Below are 15,501 nucleotides of genomic sequence, written 5' to 3' on the forward strand. Positions count from 1 at the left end.
GCTGACCTCCTCGGTCGTGATGACGTCCGCGAGCGGCTGACCTCCTCGGTCGTGATGACGTCCGCGAGCGGCTGGCCACCTCGGTCGTGGTGGACGTCCTTCAGCGGCTGACGCCGGCGTCCAGGACGTGCCAGGCGATCAGCGTGTCCAGGAGGCCGGAGGTGAGGGGGAGCCGCGCGAGATCACCGGGGGAGAACCACCCGACGTCGGCCGCGTCGTCGCCCGGCCGTGGCGTGCCGGGGCCGGCCGTCGCGAAGTAGTCGTGGATCTCGTACACGACGCCGCCGGGGCCCTGCCGCTCCACGGTGCCGGCCCGCGCCCCGACCGAGACGGGCAGGCCGGTCTCCTCCAGGAGCTCGCGCGCGAGGGCGTCCGCGTCGGACTCGCCGAGCTCCACCCGGCCGCCCGGGAGCGACCACAGGCCCTCGCCCGGTGGGCGCCCGCGCCTGATCAGCAGCAGCCGCCCCGCGTCGTCGGAGACGATCGCTCCCACGCATCTCACGCGCATAGGCCAAGATTACGCCGGGATAACGGGATGCCCCTTGACTTTCGCGCGTTGACCGAAGCACCGTGGATAACTGTGAGAGCCGCGCCTACCTGCCCTCGGTGTTTCGGCACGCTGCAACCACCCAGCGCATGGTCCAGCGCTTGGCGTTGCGCCGTGCACGGCACCGTCCTGCCCTTCCAGCCGAGGCGCCCGTCCGACGAGGCGCTCGACGTGGTACGCAAGGGTTCGCGCGTCCCCTTCTGGTTGCCGTGGCCGCTGCCCACGGGATGGCTGGTGACCGGGTTCGGAGACGCCGGAGACGAGCTCACCGGCACCCACGCGGGTGTGGTGGCCCTGTCCGGGCCGTCGGTCACCCACGGCCCCGCCGACCTCGTCGTCGTGGCGGAGGAGCCGGGCATCGGGCTGGGAGCGGCCTTCGCGGGGCTTCCTGGCCCCGATCCGGGGCCGGGGTTCGACCTCGGCCCGCCCAACGCCAAGGTCGACACCCTTGGTCACCCCACGGCGCTCTGGTTGGTGGAGGGCCCGTCCGACCGCGTCGCGTACGTCGGCGAGGCCATGGGCAACTGGCTGTGGGTCATCGGCTGGCCGGCCGAGGCCGGGTGCCTCGTCGAGCTCGCCCAGCTCGTCCTGCGCGATCTGAGGGAGCAGGACCAGGAGCTCGACCTGCCCTACGGTGCCTTCTCACCGCGTCTCGGGGCCGAGTCGTAGGCTCCGCGCACGGTCCCCCGGGCCGGTGATGACGGCGGAACCGGGACATGGTGTGAGGTTCTTCGTCGATGTCATCCGTTTGCTTATCGAGACGGGTTCAAGTGTTCGGTAAGGTCGTGGCCGTGACAGCGCGTATCGAGCGAGTGGTGACCGAGGGCGTCGTGGACATCGACGGCGCCGAATACAAGGTCGAGAACAACACGTGGATCGTGGGCGACGACGAGGAGGTCATCGTCATCGACCCCGCGCGCGACGCGGAGACGATCCTTTCCAGCGTGGGTGAGCGCGAGGTGCTCGCGGTCATCTGCACCCACGGCCTGCCCGACCACGTCGGCGGGGCCATCGAGGTGGCGGCGCGTGACGAGGCGGTCGTCGCCCTCAACCGCAAGGACCGCCAGCTCTGGCGTGACACCTGGCAGGAGACCTACCCCGACATCGACATGGAGGACGAGGGCATCTTCGGCGTCGCCGACGTCGAGCTGGAGGTGATCGCCACACCCGGCATCACCCCGGGTGGCGTCTCGCTCTACGTCGAGGCGCTGGGCGTGGTCTTCACCGGCAAGACGCTCCTGGCCGACGGGCCGGGCAAGCTCGGCGGGGAGTATCCCGCGCTGGCCGACCAGCTCACGGCGATCGGCGAGCGGCTCTTCACCCTTCCGGCCGACACCCGGGTGCTGCCGGCCCACGGCGAGGAGACGACCATCGGCGAGCAGGAGCCGCACTTCGACGACTGGCTCGCCGGCTCGCTCACCGGTGCCGGCCCGGCCGCCGCCGCCGAGAGCCCGCTCTCCGACGGCACGCGTGCCTCCGGCATCAAGCTCAACCTCGACGACGAGTGATCCACGGCCGAGCCCCCGGGTTCGGCCGCGGAGCTGACCGATAGAGATCGAGCCTTAGTCCGACGCCGGCGCTCGCCCGGCGTCGGTGACCAGCGATTCGCTGCCTTGTCGGGCGGCCTGTGCCTTCCGGGGCGAAGGGAGAGGCTCACTGTGGGGCAACTCGGTCTCGAAGGCATGCCCAGGCGGCTCTATACGTGTACGCCGTCGCGGCTGAACGCCTGGCTCGACTGCCCCCGGCGCTACCGCTTCTCCTATCTCGACCGCCCGTCCCTGCCAAAGGGGCCGCCGTGGGCGCACAACAGCGTGGGCGCCTCGGTCCACAACGCGCTGGCCGGGTGGTGGCGCGAGCCGTACGAACGCAGGACCCCCGCGATGGCGGGCATCCTGCTCACCAAGGGATGGATCACCGAGGGCTTCCGCGACCAGGAGCAGTCCACGGTGTGGCGCGACCGCGCGCGGGCCATGGTCTCGGGCTACACGAGCACCCTCGACCCCTCCGACGAGCCGGTCGGTGTCGAGCGCACGGTCGCCACCCGCACCTCCGCGATCGCGGTCTCCGGGCGCGTCGACCGGCTCGACCGACGCGGCGACGAGCTGGTGGTCGTCGACTACAAGACCGGCAGGCGTCCCCTCACCGAGGAGGACGCCCGTTCCTCGCTCGCGCTCGCGATCTACGCGGTGGCCTCCTCGCGCGTGATGCACCGTACGTGCCGCAGGGTCGAGCTGCACCACGTCCCGACGGGCTCGATCGTCGAGTGGGAGCACTCCGACGACTCCCTCCGCCGCCACATCGGCCGCGCCGAGGACATCGCACTGGAGGCATCGGAGGCCGACGAGCGCTACCGCGCCTGGCGCGCCGACGCCGCCCCGGCGAGCGCCGGCTCCCGTACGTCCGGCACGGGCTCTCGCAAGGGCGCGTCCGATACGAGCTCGCGTACGTCCGGCACGGGCGCCGGGCCTGTGCCGCCGGAGATCGACGCGAGCTTCCCCCCGAACACGGGCCCGATCTGCTCCTGGTGCGACTACCGCAGGCACTGCCCGGAGGGCCAGGCCTCCGGCTCCCCACACCAGCCCTGGGACGGCCTCGCGGAGCCCGCCTGACACGCATATAGGCTGCGGGTGGCCAGGGCCAGGAGGCAGAACGGGGGGAAGGGTGCTGGGCTCGTTCAGCCGGGTGGGGAGGGCCACCGGCGTGGGTCCGACAGTCCCTTGAGTCCTTTGCTCACGTCGTAACCGGCGGCGCCGAGACGTGCGCGGGCCCCGGTGAGCATGTCGCGGGTGCCGGGCATGAACGCGTGGTCATGAACGGTCTCCGGCAGCGCGTTCATACCGAGCCGGAACGCCCGCAGCGCCGCCGTCACGGTCGCCTGGGGCACCTCGGGCAGCACGCCGTACATCCGCCTGGCCCACGCGGGGAGCGTGTAGTAGCAGAGCGCTCCGAAGGGGAAGTACGCCGGTTTGCCGGGCGTCAGGAAGCGAAGGCGCCGCGGCATCTTCGGCCAGATCAGGAAGCGGACCGCCGACACCGACTCGGGGGTCACCTCCAAGGCCGGCCGCACGCCGGCGAAGTAGTCGCGCATCTCGGCCATCGAGCCGGGAACGTCCTCCTCGTGCAGGCCGACGTAGGTGGCGCTGCGGCGCTGCTCCCTGAGGTAGCGGTCGGCCTGGGCGTCGGTGATCCGCAGCCCGCCACGCCGGGCCGTCTCCAGGTAGGACGACACCTCGGCGCAGTGGACCCACAGCAGCAGCTCGGGGTCGTCGACGCGGTGCGTCCTGCCGGTGCCGGGATCCCTGACGCGCAGCCGCCGGTGGATGCCGCGTACGCGCCTGCCGATCGCGTCGGCCTCCTCGGGGCTGCCGAAGGTCACCCGGCCGACGAAGTCGGCGGTGCGTCGCAGGCGCCCGAACGGATCTTCCTGGAAGCCGGAGTTCTGCCAGATGCCGCGCATCGCCACAGGGTGCAGGGCCTGGAGCATGAGGCCCCTGACCCCTCCCACCCACATGGAACGGTCGATGTGGACCAGCCAGGTGACCCGGTCCGGCGGCTGGACGACGATCTCGCCGATGCTCGACATAGCACGTAAAGGATTACACGGCATCGGGCCGGCCATCAGGGAGGGTCCGGCGGATCCGCCGGTGGACGGCCCGTGGCCCCGGGGTGATCCGGGAGGCGCCCGGCCGGCGCCGGTGGATCAGCCGGTGTGGAGGAGGTGCTGCTCGGCCTGGTTCCAGAAGCGGGTGAGCGCGTGCGCCGTCGTCTCAGGAGCCTCCACCGCGGGGGAATGGAGCGCTCCCGGCACCACGACGCAGTCGGCGTCGAGGCGGTGCGCCATCTCGGCCTGGATCGCGGGCGGCCAGCCGTCGTCGTGCTCGCCGTAGAGGACGAGGGTGGCCACGTCGACCTCGCCCAGTTCGTCGAGCCGGTCGGGGGCGTCCAGCACCTGCTCGGCCATGGTCATCAGGCCGGTCACCGAGTTGGAAAGGAGCCGCCTGCGCAGGAAGGCGAGAATGTCGTCGGGAACCCCCGCCACGATGGCCTCCGGCTCCAGCCGGTGGGTCCAGAGGTGTTCGAGCCCGGCCTCGGGAAGCTCGCGCAGCATGACGCGGCACGCCTTCTCACGGGGACCGGTGATCCCTGACGGGCCGGAGCTCATCAGCGTGTGCGACGCGAGCTTGGTGGCTCCGCCGATCACGGCCTCGCGCGTGACCAGCCCACCGAAGGAGTGGCCGACCAGGTGGACGGGCTCACCGCCCCCCACCAGGGAGGCGACATGGTCGATGTCCTCGCCGAGGGCCTCACAGGTGTAGGCCGAGTGGTCGTCGGGTCCCTTGGTCTCGTACTGGCCGCGCATGTCGACCGCGATGACCCGGCGCCCGGCCTGGGCGAGCGTCTGGAAGATCGCGATGAAGTCTTCCTTGCTGCCGGTGTACCCCGGGACCAGCAGCGCCGGCCATCTCTCGGGGACGCCGCGGACGGGCAGCGCCTCCAGGGCCGCGAAGGTGCCCACGGACGTCTCGATCTGCTGCGCACAGACACCAGGAGGCAGCGTTAGGAAGCGCGGCGTACTCACGCGGCACCACGATACTGAGGATTCATCCTGGCAACACCGTCAAACGCTCTACGTTGGTCGCGTGGTTGACTTTCCACTTTCTCACCTGATCGGATGGCGCGTCGCCGCGGCCGGAGCGCGTCGTTCGAAACGGCGGGCCGCCCGCGAGGGCTTCCCGCCGTTCTCACCGCGTCGGCCGCTCGGGCCGCGGTCGTTCACAGACGCCGGCCCGTTCAGCCCCTCCTGGCGGGACGCTGGTAGGTCGGCCGGCGGCGCTGCTGGACGCGCTCGGAGGCCGCGGAGGGCGCCACATCGTCATCCGTCGCCAGGTCGGGCGACTGGAAGATGATCGAGAACGGAGTCGGCGGGATGATCCGCTCCGGCTCGGCGCGCTCGACGGGCGCGACTCCGAACCCGTCGGGCAGGGCGGGCGCGGGCGTGCGCCGTGCCGTCGCTTCGAACTCTTCGGTTCTGATCAGCGCCTCCTGGGCGACGGGCGCGGTCGCGCCCCGGTCGGACGCTGCCGAGGGGGTGACCTCGGCGAGCGCCTCGGACAGTGCTGCTTTGCTCGCGCCCCGGCGGGTGCGCCGCGGGGCGGGCACCTCGGCGGCGACGGGCTCCGGCGCCGCCTTGGTCGCGGCCTCGGGGGCCCTCACGGCCGCCTGGGACACGATGGCGGGCTCGGGGGCGAGGATGTCGCCCTCCACCGCCGCGTCGGCGGGCACCAGAGCCGCGGGCTCGGCGACGCCCGTGACCTCGGACGCCACGTTCTCGGCCGTCTGACCGCCACGGGTGCGGCGGCGCTGCCGGTTGCGCGCCGGGCGCTCGCGGCGCTCCTGGCGTTCGGAACGGTCGGATCGCTCGTTGCGGTCGTCACGCTCCTTGCGGGAGCGGTGACGCCCGGTCTCGCCGATGTCCTCGATCTGCTCGGCGTCCAGGCCCGCGCGGGACCTCTGGGCCCTCGGGAGCACGCCCTTGGTGCCCTGAGGGATGTTGAGGTCGGTGTAGACGTGCGGAGAGGTCGAGTAGGTCTCGACCGGCTCGGCGAAGTCGAGGCCGAGGGCGTTGTTGATGACCTTCCAGCGAGTGAGCTCCTCCCACTCGACGAAGGTCACGGCGACGCCCGTGCGGCCCGCCCGGCCGGTGCGGCCGATGCGGTGGACGTAGGTCTTCTCGTCCTGCGGGCAGTCGTAGTTGACGACGTGCGTGACGTCGTCGATGTCGATGCCCCGCGCCGCCACGTCGGTGGCCACCAGAACGTCGATCTTGCCGCTGCGGAACGCGCGCAGGGCCTGCTCGCGCTGCCCCTGCCCGAGGTCGCCGTGCACGGCCGCCGCCGCGAAGCCGCGCTCCTTGAGCTGCTCGGAGACCATGTCGCAGGCGCGCTTGGTCTCGCAGAACACCATCGTGAGCCCGTGACCCTCGCTCTGCAGCATGCGGCCGACGATCTCGATCTTGTCCATGCGGTGGGTGCGCCAGACGAACTGGATCGTCTTCGACATGTCCTCGTCGCCCGCGTCGGCGTTCTCGGCGCGGACGTGCGTCGGCCGGGACAGGTAGCGGCGGGACAGGGTGACGATCTCGCCCGGCATCGTGGCGGAGAACAGCATGGTCTGCCGCTCGGCCGGGATGAGCTTGATGATGCGCTCGATGTCGGGAAGGAAGCCCAGGTCGAGCATGCGGTCGGCCTCGTCCAGGACCAGCATGGACACCTGGCTGAGGTCGAGGTGCTTCTGGTTCACCAGGTCGAGGAGGCGGCCGGGCGTGCCGACGATGACGTCGACGCCCTGCTTGAGCGCCTCGATCTGGGGCTCGTACGCGCGCCCGCCGTAGACCGTGAGGATCCGCGAGCCCAGCTTGCCGCCGGCGACGACGAGGTCCTCGGTCACCTGGAGGGCCAGCTCACGCGTCGGGACGACGACGAGCCCGCGGGGCTTCTTGCGGTTCTTGCGGGGCTTGCCGACGCGCTGGAGCATCGCCACGCCGAAGGCGTAGGTCTTGCCGGTGCCCGTGCGCGCCTGGCCGATGACGTCCTGTCCGCTGATCGCGAGCGGAAGGGCCATCTCTTGAATGGGGAACGGTGAGATGATGCCCTCGGTTTCCAGGGCATCAGCGATCTCGGGTATGACTCCAAGGTCTCGGAACGTGGTCAGCTCGGCCTGCCTAAGTCTCCTGCGAAGGCGGGCTTCCGGGACCGCTGGCCGAGTTGGTCTCGTGCCGGGTCCGCGCGGAAAAGCCAACCCTCATCTCGTCTCGGCGACCGCTGCGGCGTAGCTCGCGTGGGGGCTATCAGGCGATAATCTCCCTGAATACATACTGCGGTCGCACTCTTACAGGGCAGTGTACTCGATACCACAAGACCCAGCCGATTTCTTCGTGTTCCGCATGGTGGTTCGCCGTGTCCTGGGGGGTGGTCCGGGCCCGTCCGTCCGGGTCAGCGGCCGTGTGCGAAGCTCGTACGCTGCATCCATGAGCGATACCCCTGCCGGCGTCGTCGGGCTGCTCGGCGTCCTCGCCTACGCGGAGCTGACCGCGTTCCTCAGGCTCGCCGAGGATGCCGCCACCCTCGCCCCCTCGCTGACCGACCAGGCCGAGCTCAGCGGCCTGGCCGCCGCCGAGTACGCCCACTTCGTGCTCCTGCGCGACCGGCTGTCCTGGCTCGGCGCGGACCCCGAGGAGGCCATGGCGCCGTTCGTGTCGTCCCTGGACGACTGGCACGCCCAGACGCGGCCGGGGGACTGGCTGGAGGCCCTGGTCAAGGCCTACGTCGGCAGGGGCATCGCGGGGGACTTCTACCGCGAGGCCGCGCGGCACGTGGATCCCGAGACGCGCAAGCTCGTCGACGAGGTGCTGGCGGAGGAGAGCAGGTCGGAGTTCGTGGTCGAGCGCGTGCGCGCGGCGCTGGCCGAGAAATCCCAGCTCACCGGCCGTCTCGCATTGTGGGCGCGGCGCATGGTGGGCGAGGCGCTGAGTCAGGGCCACCGGCTCGCCGCCGCCAGGCCCGACCTCGCGCTGCTGCTCGTCTCCCCCTCCGAGGAGGTTCCTGGGAGCGGGGCGGCGGGTGACGCCGGTCTGGCCGCCGATCTGGTCGAGATCGGCCGGCTGTTCGCCCGTCTGACCGAGGAGCACGGCAAGCGCATGGCGGCCATGGGGCTGGTTCCGGGGCCCTAGGCGAGAAGGTTTCGGACTCCTGGCCAATTAGGTGCCGTGATCGAGCGGCGCGAAACCCCCGAGCGGTTGTAGCGTTCGAGACATGAGGGCCTCGCGCCGCTACGGCAGTTCCTTGATGAGATGTGGACCCAATCGCTGGACCTCGCGGCCCGTGTTACGAAGGGGGAGCGCGGGTTGCCCGGCCGTCAGCCACAAGCGAGACGACGTCAGGCGTTTCCATCGCCCATGTGGCTGCTCGCTCGGCTCACGCGAGGAGTGCACGGGCCTTTGAGCCCGCGCCAGTCCGATCTTCAGGGGCCCGGAGACGGCCCCGTGCTCACCTCGGCGCTTTGGGGAGCTCAGGCCCCCCAAAGCGCCGGGCTCAGATCGTGCCGCCGAAGCCGACGATGCGTGACGCGTCCTCGCCGATCTCGACGAACCCGAGCGAGGAGACCGGGACGACGACACGCATGCCCTTGGTGTCGGTGAGCGAGAAGACCCCGCGGTCCGCGGCGAGCGAGTTGCGCAGCTCCTGCTCCACCTCGTCGGCGGACAGGTCGGTCTCAATGACGATCTCGCGGTGCACGGAGCGTACGGCGATCTTTACTTCCATCGGGAGCCCTTTCGGTTTCGACGAGCGCTGTAACCCTCATCGTTACTCTTCGGGTGTCCCGTGACCCCTGCTGATCGCGTCAAGCGAACAACGGTGTGGTGCGGGAGGACCCGCTACGTGGTGCGGGGGAAGCCGCCGATGCCTCTCCAGGCGAGGCGGGCCATGAGCTGGGTGGCCACGTCCTTGGGAATGGTGCCGTGGCTGGCGAGCCAGTAACGCGCGCTGACCTCGGCCATGCCGACCAGGCCGACGCCGAGGAGGTGGGCCTCGTCGCTGGAGCAGCCGGTGTCCTCCTGGATCACCTGGCTGATCATCTCGGCGCTCTCCTTGAGCGAGCGCTCCATGCGCTGGCGCACGGGGGCGACGTTGCGCAGGTCGGACTCGAAGACCAGGCGGAAGGCCTCGCCCTGGCTGGACACGAAGTCGAAGAACGCCCCGATGGCGGCCTGGACGCGCTGCTTGTTGTCGGTCGTGGAGGCGAGGGCCTCGCGGCACCGGTTCGCCATGTCGTCGACGTGGAGGTCGAGCAACGCCAGGTAGAGCTCCAGCTTGCCCGGAAAGTGTTGGTAGAGCACCGGCTTGCTGACCCCGGCCCGCTCGGCGATCTCGTCCATCGCGGCCGCGTGGTAGCCGTTCTCCACGAAGACCTCCTGCGCCGCGTTCAGCAACTGTCGGCGACGGGCCATCCGGGGCAGCCGGGTGCCCCGGGGCTTGGCGTCCGGGGTAGCGGTCACGGGACTCTCCTTGGGGACGGTTCACGCGTCGCGCGATCGGCGATCGCGCTCGGCCTTCCTGCTGATCGAGTTGGATTCGGATCTCAGCCGGCCAGGCATCCGCCTGCCCCACGCTCCCGTGGATCCGGTTCGGGGTTCACATCCTACGCGCGGGTAACCAGGTCAGCGATAGTCGTCGTCGCCGAGATCGACCGTGCGCTCCTGGTCGGCGGCGTCGGCGGGATCGACGTCGTAGGGGATCTCCAGGGGCCATTCGCGCTGGTCGGCGCGTATGGTCAGGTGCTGCTCGATGGCGTCGGCCTCGGGGACCTCGGTCTCCAGCGCGTCGGCGACGTCGTCGAGGGGCTCCAGTGCGTCCAGCGAGGCCTCGTTGCCTCCCACATCCATCTCCGACATGTTCAGTACCCTCCGTCGGCAGGCGAACTCGCCCGCTCCATACCCCGATGCGTCCAGCCTAAGGCCCGTCCCCGGTGCCGCTCCGCTCCGGCGGCGCCATGAGATCACCCAATTCCGCGACACGGCGCAGAACGTCCTCGGCGGTGAACGCCAGATCCTCGGGCCGGTCGCAGCCCTCCACCTCTTCCCAGGTGACCGGCGTGGACACCGTGGGCAGCCGGTTGGCGCGCAGCGAGTAAGGGGAGACGGTGGTCTTGGCGGGGTTGTTCTGGCTCCAGTCGATGAAGACCTTGCCGGGGCGCAGCTTCCTGGCCATCTGGCTCACGATCTCGTCCGGCCGTTCCTTCTCCAGCCGCTGGGCGAGCGCCTTGGCGTACTCGGAGGGGCTGCCGGACCTGTGGGACCAGGGGACGTAGACCTGCATCCCCTTGTTGCCGCTGGTCTTCGGGCAGCCCGCAAGGCCGTCCTCGCGCAGGACGTCCCTGAGCCGCAGCGCCACGCGGGAGCACTCGACGATAGTCGCCGGCGCGCCGGGGTCCAGGTCGAAGACCATGGTGTCGGGCGGCTGGGGCCGTCCCTGCTCGTCGATCCGCCACATCGGGGTGTGGAACTCCAGGGCGGCGAGGTTCGCGAGATAGACCAGCGTGGGCAGGTCGTCGACGATGGTGTAGACGATGGTGTCGCGATCTTTGGTGCTGCCCGGAGCGGGCAGGCGCGCCGTGCGCACCCACGCGGGTGTGTGCGCGGGCCGGTTCTTCTCGAAGAAGAACTGCTCGCCCACGCCGTTGGGATAGCGCTTGACGGTCATCGGACGGCCCCTGAGGTGCGGGAGCATGACGGGGGCGAGGCGGCTGTAGTAGTCGATCACCTCGGCCTTGGTGAACCCCGCCTCGGGATACAGCACCTTGTCGAGGTTGGTCAGCGTCAGCTCCCGGCCGTCGACCCTGACCCGGACCTTCTCCGCCACACGCGCCCCTTCCTGTCTTTCTCTTCCCGTGCTCAGTTGGGCACCGATCAAACCAGGCGGGCGCCTGACCGGATACGGCATTCAACACTGGGTATCTGCCCATCTAGAAATGCTTTGTGCCCTTGCCGCCAACGAACACGCGTTCGATAGTAGGGGCGAGGTGAGGAGAAGTCATGCGTAGCATCTGGAAGGGTGCCATCTCGTTCGGGCTTGTCACCATCCCTGTGAAGCTCTACTCGGCCACCGAGCAGAAGGACGTGACGTTCCACCAGGTGCATCGCGAGGACGCCGGCCGCATCAAGTACAAGCGGGTGTGCAGCGTCGACGGCGAGGAGGTGGCGTACTCCGAGATCGCCAAGGGGTACGAGCTCCCCGGCGGCGAGGTGGTCGTGCTCACCGACGAGGACTTCGCCGACCTGCCGCTGAGCACCTCGCGCCGTATCGACGTGCTGCAGTTCACCCCGGCCGACCAGCTCGACCCGATCCTGTTCAACAAGTCGTACTACCTGGAGCCCGAGTCCACGGGCGTGAAGCCGTACGTGCTGCTCCGCGACGCGCTGGAGCGCACCGGGCAGGTGGCGATCGTGAAGGTCGCGCTGCGGCAGCGTGAGTCGCTCGCCGCCCTGCGCATCCGCGACGGGGTGTTCGTGCTGGAGACCATGCTCTGGCCCGACGAGGTCCGCGACCCGGGGTTCGCCTTCCAGGACGAGGACGTCGAGGTCCGCCCGCAGGAACTGCAGATGGCCGAGTCGCTCATCGAGACCATGGCGGGGGAGTTCGACCCCACCGACTACCACGACGCCTACCGTGAGGCGCTCCAGCAGGTCATCGAGGCCAAGGTCGCGGGCAAGGAGCTCGTGCGGCCCGAGGCCCCCGAGCAGGCGGGGCCCGCCGTCGACCTGATGGCGGCGCTGCGGGCGAGCGTCGACGCGGCCAAGCGGGAGCGCGAGGGCGGCCGCGAGAAGGCTCCGGCCTCGGGCGCCGCGAAGAAGAAGCCGGCCGCCAAGTCCGCCAAGGCCGAGAAGGACGAGAAGGACGAGAAGGACGCCAAGAAGCAGGCCCCGAAGCGCCGCACCCGCAAGACCGCCTGACCGCGGTGATCCCGGCGGCGCGCGGCGTACGATCCTGCCGCCCTATTCGAGTTATTCAGCGTCAGATAACCGCCGGGGCGGTGAAAGGCCGGTGCTCTGGAGAAGTCTCCTGGAAAAGTGAATTGCCGGGGGGCGGCGGGGGAATTTCGAGCCGGGATAAAATATCCGAGCAGGGAGAGGCCCCGGAGCGGAATCACTCCGGGGCCTCCCATGATCTGTCGGCTGAGCGGCTGGAGTCACCGGGCGGATCGCCGCCCGGGAAATCCGCTCAGGAATGGATGTTTACCTCTCCTCGTGCCGGTTGCCGTGGTGCTTGTGGCCGTGGTGGTGGTGCTCGGGACGCCAGTGGCGACGGTCGTCACGGAAGAAGTCACGGTGGCCGCCACCGTGGCTGTTGTGGCCGATGATCGCGCGGAAGAAGCGGGCCTCTACGATCTTGAAGTAGCAGTTGCGGTGGCCGCCCCCGGCACGGTGGTGGCGACGGTGGTGCTTGCTGAAGCCCTTACCGCCCCAGCCACCGTCGTCGTCCCCGAAGCCTTCGTCGCCCCATCCGCCGTGGTGGCCGTGGTGGCCGCCGCCGTCGTGGTGGCAGTGGCCGCCGCCGCCGTAGCCGCCGCCTCCGCCGAAGCCACCGCCATCGAAGCCGTCGAAGCCGTCGAAGCCGCCTCCGAAGTTGGTACCGATCGCAGTGGACGCGTTGGCGCTTGTAGCCGTGGTGGCGCCGAGACCGGCGAGACCACCAGTGAGTGCCGCGGTGACGGTCAGCATTGCGGCGTATTTCTTGACGTCGGGCATTGCGTTTTCCCCCTTGACGCATCGGGTTGCCCAGCGGACGCATTTCCTCATTTTCGAGGTAAATGCTGGGGTGACTCGTTAAGAGTCTTCCCACTTGCCATGTTTTCCTAGCGACGCATACGACAAACGGGGATCGCTGCCTTTTGGCATCTACTTAACCTGCCCTTATGTCTTTCAGTTCGATATTTCCCGATTTGCCCGATATTTCCTGCGATCGTGTGGCCTCTTCGGTCCTGTCCGGGGTAGCCCCACCTGGGCGCGGTGGTCGGCGCGAGCCGTACGGCGCCGGGATATCGTCGGAACGGATGGTGAACAGGAGGGAAAAGATCGTGGATGAACCGATTCCGCACTGGCCCGGGGAACTGCTCGATCTCGGCGGCCTCGGCGTCTACGTGCGGTCCACGCCCGAGGGGCCGCAGGAGAAGGCCGTGTTCGTGCACGGGCTCGCCGGGTCCGCGACCAACTGGACCGACCTGATGGCCGAGCTCCAGGGCCAGGTCAGGGGATACTCCATCGACCTGCCCGGAGCGGGCTACTCTCCCGCGCCGCCCGGCGGCGACTACTCCGTAGGCGCGCACGCCGCGGCCGTCACGGCGCTGATCGAGCACATCGGCGGCCCCGTCCACCTGCTCGGCAACTCCTTGGGCGGCGCCGTCGCGGTCCGGGTCGCGGCCACGCGCCCCGATCTCGTCCGCACGCTCACGCTCGTCTCGCCGGCCCTGCCCGACCTGCTTCCCCGGTACGGCCCGGCCCGCGTCGCCATGTCGGCGGCCCCCCGGCTCGGCGAGTGGGCCGTCATGCGCCTCCGCTCGCTGCCGCCCGAGCGCAGGATCAGGGCGACCATGGCCATGTGCTACGCCGACAGCGCCCGGGTCCACCCCGACCGCCTGGAGGACGCCGTGGCTGAGCTGCGCCGCCGCGACGAGCTTCCGTACGCGGGCCTGGCGCTGGTGGCCACGGCCCGCGCCCTGGTCAACGAGTACTTCCGGCGCGGCGCGGACAACCTGTGGCGGCTGGCCGCCCAGGTGACCGCTCCCACGCTGGTGGTACACGGGCGGCACGACCGCCTCGTGGACCCGAGGATGGCGTCGAGGGCAGGGCGCACGTTCCAGGACGTCCGGCTGGTGCTCCTGCCCCACGCGGCCCACGTCGCGCAGATGGAGTTCCCCGCGCTCGTCGCCCGCCACGTACGCGTCCTGATGCAGGATGGAGCGAGGAGGGCGACCGCGAGCCACGACGGCGCGAAGTCCCTGGGGGACGCGAAGGACGCGCGGAGCCCGGAGAATACGGCCGCCGTCGGCTAAGATCGCCGATTCGGGAATGCGGGGGCAACCGGGTTAGGTTGTGACAGACGGCTGGGCGCGTAGCCTGACGGGCAAGCCGCCAAATGGGAAGATCCCCTGAAACGGGAGCGTAGAACTGTGTCGTTGCCACCGCTGGTAGAGCCGGCCGACGAGCTGACCGTTGACGAGGTGCGCCGCTACTCTCGCCACCTGATCATCCCCGATGTGGGGATGGCCGGGCAGAAGCGGCTGAAGAACGCCAAGGTGCTCTGTGTGGGCGCCGGCGGCCTCGGTTCCCCGGCGCTGATGTACCTCGCCGCGGCCGGTGTGGGCACACTCGGCGTCGTCGACTTCGATGTCGTTGATGAGTCCAACCTTCAGCGGCAGATCATCCACGGACAGTCGGACGTCGGCCGCCTGAAGGCCGAGAGCGCCGCCGCGACGGTCCGCGAGATCAATCCCCTGGTCAACGTCGTGATCCACAACGTGGCGCTCACGACCGACAACGTGATGGACATCTTCGCCGCCTACGACCTGATCGTCGACGGCACCGACAACTTCGCGACTCGCTACATGGTGAACGACGCGGCCGTCCTGCTGGGCAAGCCCTACATCTGGGGCTCGATCTACCGCTTCGACGGCCAGGCGAGCGTGTTCTGGTCCGAGTACGGGCCCTGCTACCGCTGCCTGTACCCCGAGCCGCCGCCTCCGGGCATGGTGCCGTCCTGCGCCGAGGGCGGCGTCCTCGGCGTGCTCTGCGCCTCCATCGGCTCGATCCAGGTGAACGAGGCGATCAAGGTGCTCACGGGCATCGGCGATCCGCTGGTCGGGCGTCTGATGATCTATGACGCCCTGGAGATGAAGTACCGCGACGTCAAGGTCCGCAAGGACCCCGAGTGCCCGCTCTGCGGCAAGAACCCCACGATCACTGAGCTGATCGACTACGAGGCGTTCTGCGGCACGATCTCCGACGAGGCCCAGCAGGCCGCGTCGGGCTCCACGATCACCGCCAAGGAGCTCAAGGACATGCAGGACCGCGGGGACGACATCTTCCTCGTCGACGTCCGAGAGCAGAACGAGTACGAGATCGTCAGCATCCCCGGCGCCGTGCTGATCCCGAAGGGCGACTTCGTGCGGGGCACGGCCCTGGAGCGGCTGCCGCACGACAAGAAGATCGTCCTGCACTGCAAGTCGGGAGCCCGGTCCGCCGAGGCGCTGGCGGTCCTGAAGAACGCCGGCTTCTCCGACGCCGTCCACGTCGGCGGTGGCGTGCTGAGCTGGGTCAAGACCGTCGACCCCTCGCTTCCGACCTACTGATCCGGTCGGGCGAAAGTCCTCGGTGTCACCACCGTCTGGTTCGTGGCCGC

At 69.8% G+C, this 15,501-nt stretch carries 16 protein-coding genes; 7 read left to right on the forward strand and 9 right to left on the reverse strand.

Annotated features, from left to right (window positions below; all coding sequences use genetic code 11):
• Positions 1–100: 100 nt before the first annotated feature.
• Positions 101–508, reverse strand: a complete 408-nt coding sequence (locus AB0B89_RS28020; protein ID WP_358558808.1) for an NUDIX domain-containing protein — start codon at positions 506–508, stop codon at positions 101–103.
• A 27-nt stretch (positions 509–535) separates the two neighbouring features.
• On the opposite strand from AB0B89_RS28020, the gene AB0B89_RS28025 reads away from it, so the two are divergent.
• The 3 genes from AB0B89_RS28025 to AB0B89_RS28035 all read left to right on the forward strand — a co-directional run bounded on the left by AB0B89_RS28025 (position 536) and on the right by AB0B89_RS28035 (position 3,156).
• Positions 536–1,216, forward strand: a complete 681-nt coding sequence (locus AB0B89_RS28025) for a DUF6758 family protein (RefSeq protein WP_358558810.1) — start codon at positions 536–538, stop codon at positions 1,214–1,216.
• 122 nt (positions 1,217–1,338) lie between these two features.
• Entirely contained in the window at positions 1,339–2,055 is a 717-nt protein-coding gene (locus AB0B89_RS28030; protein WP_358558812.1) for an MBL fold metallo-hydrolase, read from the forward strand.
• A 150-nt stretch (positions 2,056–2,205) separates the two neighbouring features.
• Positions 2,206–3,156 (forward strand): PD-(D/E)XK nuclease family protein, encoded by a 951-nt coding sequence (locus tag AB0B89_RS28035; protein ID WP_358558814.1) that lies wholly within the window; start codon positions 2,206–2,208, stop codon positions 3,154–3,156.
• Positions 3,157–3,221: 65 nt separating this feature from the next.
• Here AB0B89_RS28035 and AB0B89_RS28040 read toward each other — a convergent pair whose 3' ends face one another.
• From AB0B89_RS28040 to AB0B89_RS28050, 3 genes are all read right to left on the reverse strand, one after another.
• Positions 3,222–4,130: an oxygenase MpaB family protein gene (locus tag AB0B89_RS28040; protein WP_358558816.1), complete on the reverse strand. Its 909-nt coding sequence runs from the start codon at positions 4,128–4,130 to the stop codon at positions 3,222–3,224.
• A gap of 117 nt (positions 4,131–4,247) precedes the next feature.
• Entirely contained in the window at positions 4,248–5,126 is an 879-nt protein-coding gene (locus AB0B89_RS28045) for an alpha/beta hydrolase (protein WP_358558818.1), read from the reverse strand.
• Positions 5,127–5,338: 212 nt separating this feature from the next.
• Positions 5,339–7,168 carry a DEAD/DEAH box helicase gene (locus AB0B89_RS28050; RefSeq protein WP_358558820.1) on the reverse strand — a complete coding sequence of 610 codons (1,830 nt, stop codon included), beginning with the start codon at positions 7,166–7,168 and terminating at the stop codon, positions 5,339–5,341.
• A 406-nt stretch (positions 7,169–7,574) separates the two neighbouring features.
• Between AB0B89_RS28050 and AB0B89_RS28055 the strand changes: the two genes are divergently transcribed.
• The gene (locus AB0B89_RS28055; RefSeq protein WP_358558822.1) at positions 7,575–8,276 is read left to right on the forward strand and encodes a ferritin-like fold-containing protein; all 702 of its coding nucleotides are present in this window, start codon (positions 7,575–7,577) and stop codon (positions 8,274–8,276) included.
• Positions 8,277–8,637: 361 nt separating this feature from the next.
• On the opposite strand, the gene AB0B89_RS28060 is transcribed toward AB0B89_RS28055, so the two are convergent.
• The 4 genes from AB0B89_RS28060 to ligD all read right to left on the reverse strand — a co-directional run bounded on the left by AB0B89_RS28060 (position 8,638) and on the right by ligD (position 10,965).
• On the reverse strand, positions 8,638–8,868 hold the full coding sequence (locus AB0B89_RS28060) for a DUF3107 domain-containing protein (protein ID WP_358558824.1): 231 nt from the start codon (positions 8,866–8,868) through the stop codon (positions 8,638–8,640).
• 113 nt (positions 8,869–8,981) lie between these two features.
• A complete protein-coding gene (locus AB0B89_RS28065) occupies positions 8,982–9,602 on the reverse strand; it encodes a TetR/AcrR family transcriptional regulator (RefSeq protein WP_358558825.1) in 621 nt (206 codons plus the stop codon).
• 162 nt (positions 9,603–9,764) lie between these two features.
• Complete coding sequence (locus tag AB0B89_RS28070; protein WP_358558827.1) at positions 9,765–9,998, reverse strand: hypothetical protein; 234 nt, start codon at positions 9,996–9,998, stop codon at positions 9,765–9,767.
• A gap of 58 nt (positions 9,999–10,056) precedes the next feature.
• Positions 10,057–10,965, reverse strand: a complete 909-nt coding sequence (gene ligD, locus AB0B89_RS28075) for a non-homologous end-joining DNA ligase (protein ID WP_358558829.1) — start codon at positions 10,963–10,965, stop codon at positions 10,057–10,059.
• Between the two features lie 173 nt (positions 10,966–11,138).
• On the opposite strand from ligD, the gene AB0B89_RS28080 reads away from it, so the two are divergent.
• Positions 11,139–12,056 carry a Ku protein gene (locus AB0B89_RS28080; protein WP_358558831.1) on the forward strand — a complete coding sequence of 306 codons (918 nt, stop codon included), beginning with the start codon at positions 11,139–11,141 and terminating at the stop codon, positions 12,054–12,056.
• 282 nt (positions 12,057–12,338) lie between these two features.
• Here AB0B89_RS28080 and AB0B89_RS28085 read toward each other — a convergent pair whose 3' ends face one another.
• Positions 12,339–12,851 (reverse strand): hypothetical protein, encoded by a 513-nt coding sequence (locus AB0B89_RS28085; protein ID WP_358558833.1) that lies wholly within the window; start codon positions 12,849–12,851, stop codon positions 12,339–12,341.
• A 329-nt stretch (positions 12,852–13,180) separates the two neighbouring features.
• On the opposite strand from AB0B89_RS28085, the gene AB0B89_RS28090 reads away from it, so the two are divergent.
• Positions 13,181–14,155 (forward strand): alpha/beta hydrolase, encoded by a 975-nt coding sequence (locus AB0B89_RS28090; RefSeq protein ID WP_358558835.1) that lies wholly within the window; start codon positions 13,181–13,183, stop codon positions 14,153–14,155.
• Between the two features lie 117 nt (positions 14,156–14,272).
• Complete coding sequence (gene moeZ / locus AB0B89_RS28095; protein WP_358558836.1) at positions 14,273–15,451, forward strand: adenylyltransferase/sulfurtransferase MoeZ; 1,179 nt, start codon at positions 14,273–14,275, stop codon at positions 15,449–15,451.
• The last annotated feature ends 50 nt before the right edge of the window (positions 15,452–15,501 follow it).

The sequence above is a fragment of the Sphaerisporangium sp. NPDC049002 genome (assembly GCF_040649355.1).
Classification (GTDB): Bacteria; Actinomycetota; Actinomycetes; order Streptosporangiales; family Streptosporangiaceae; genus Sphaerisporangium.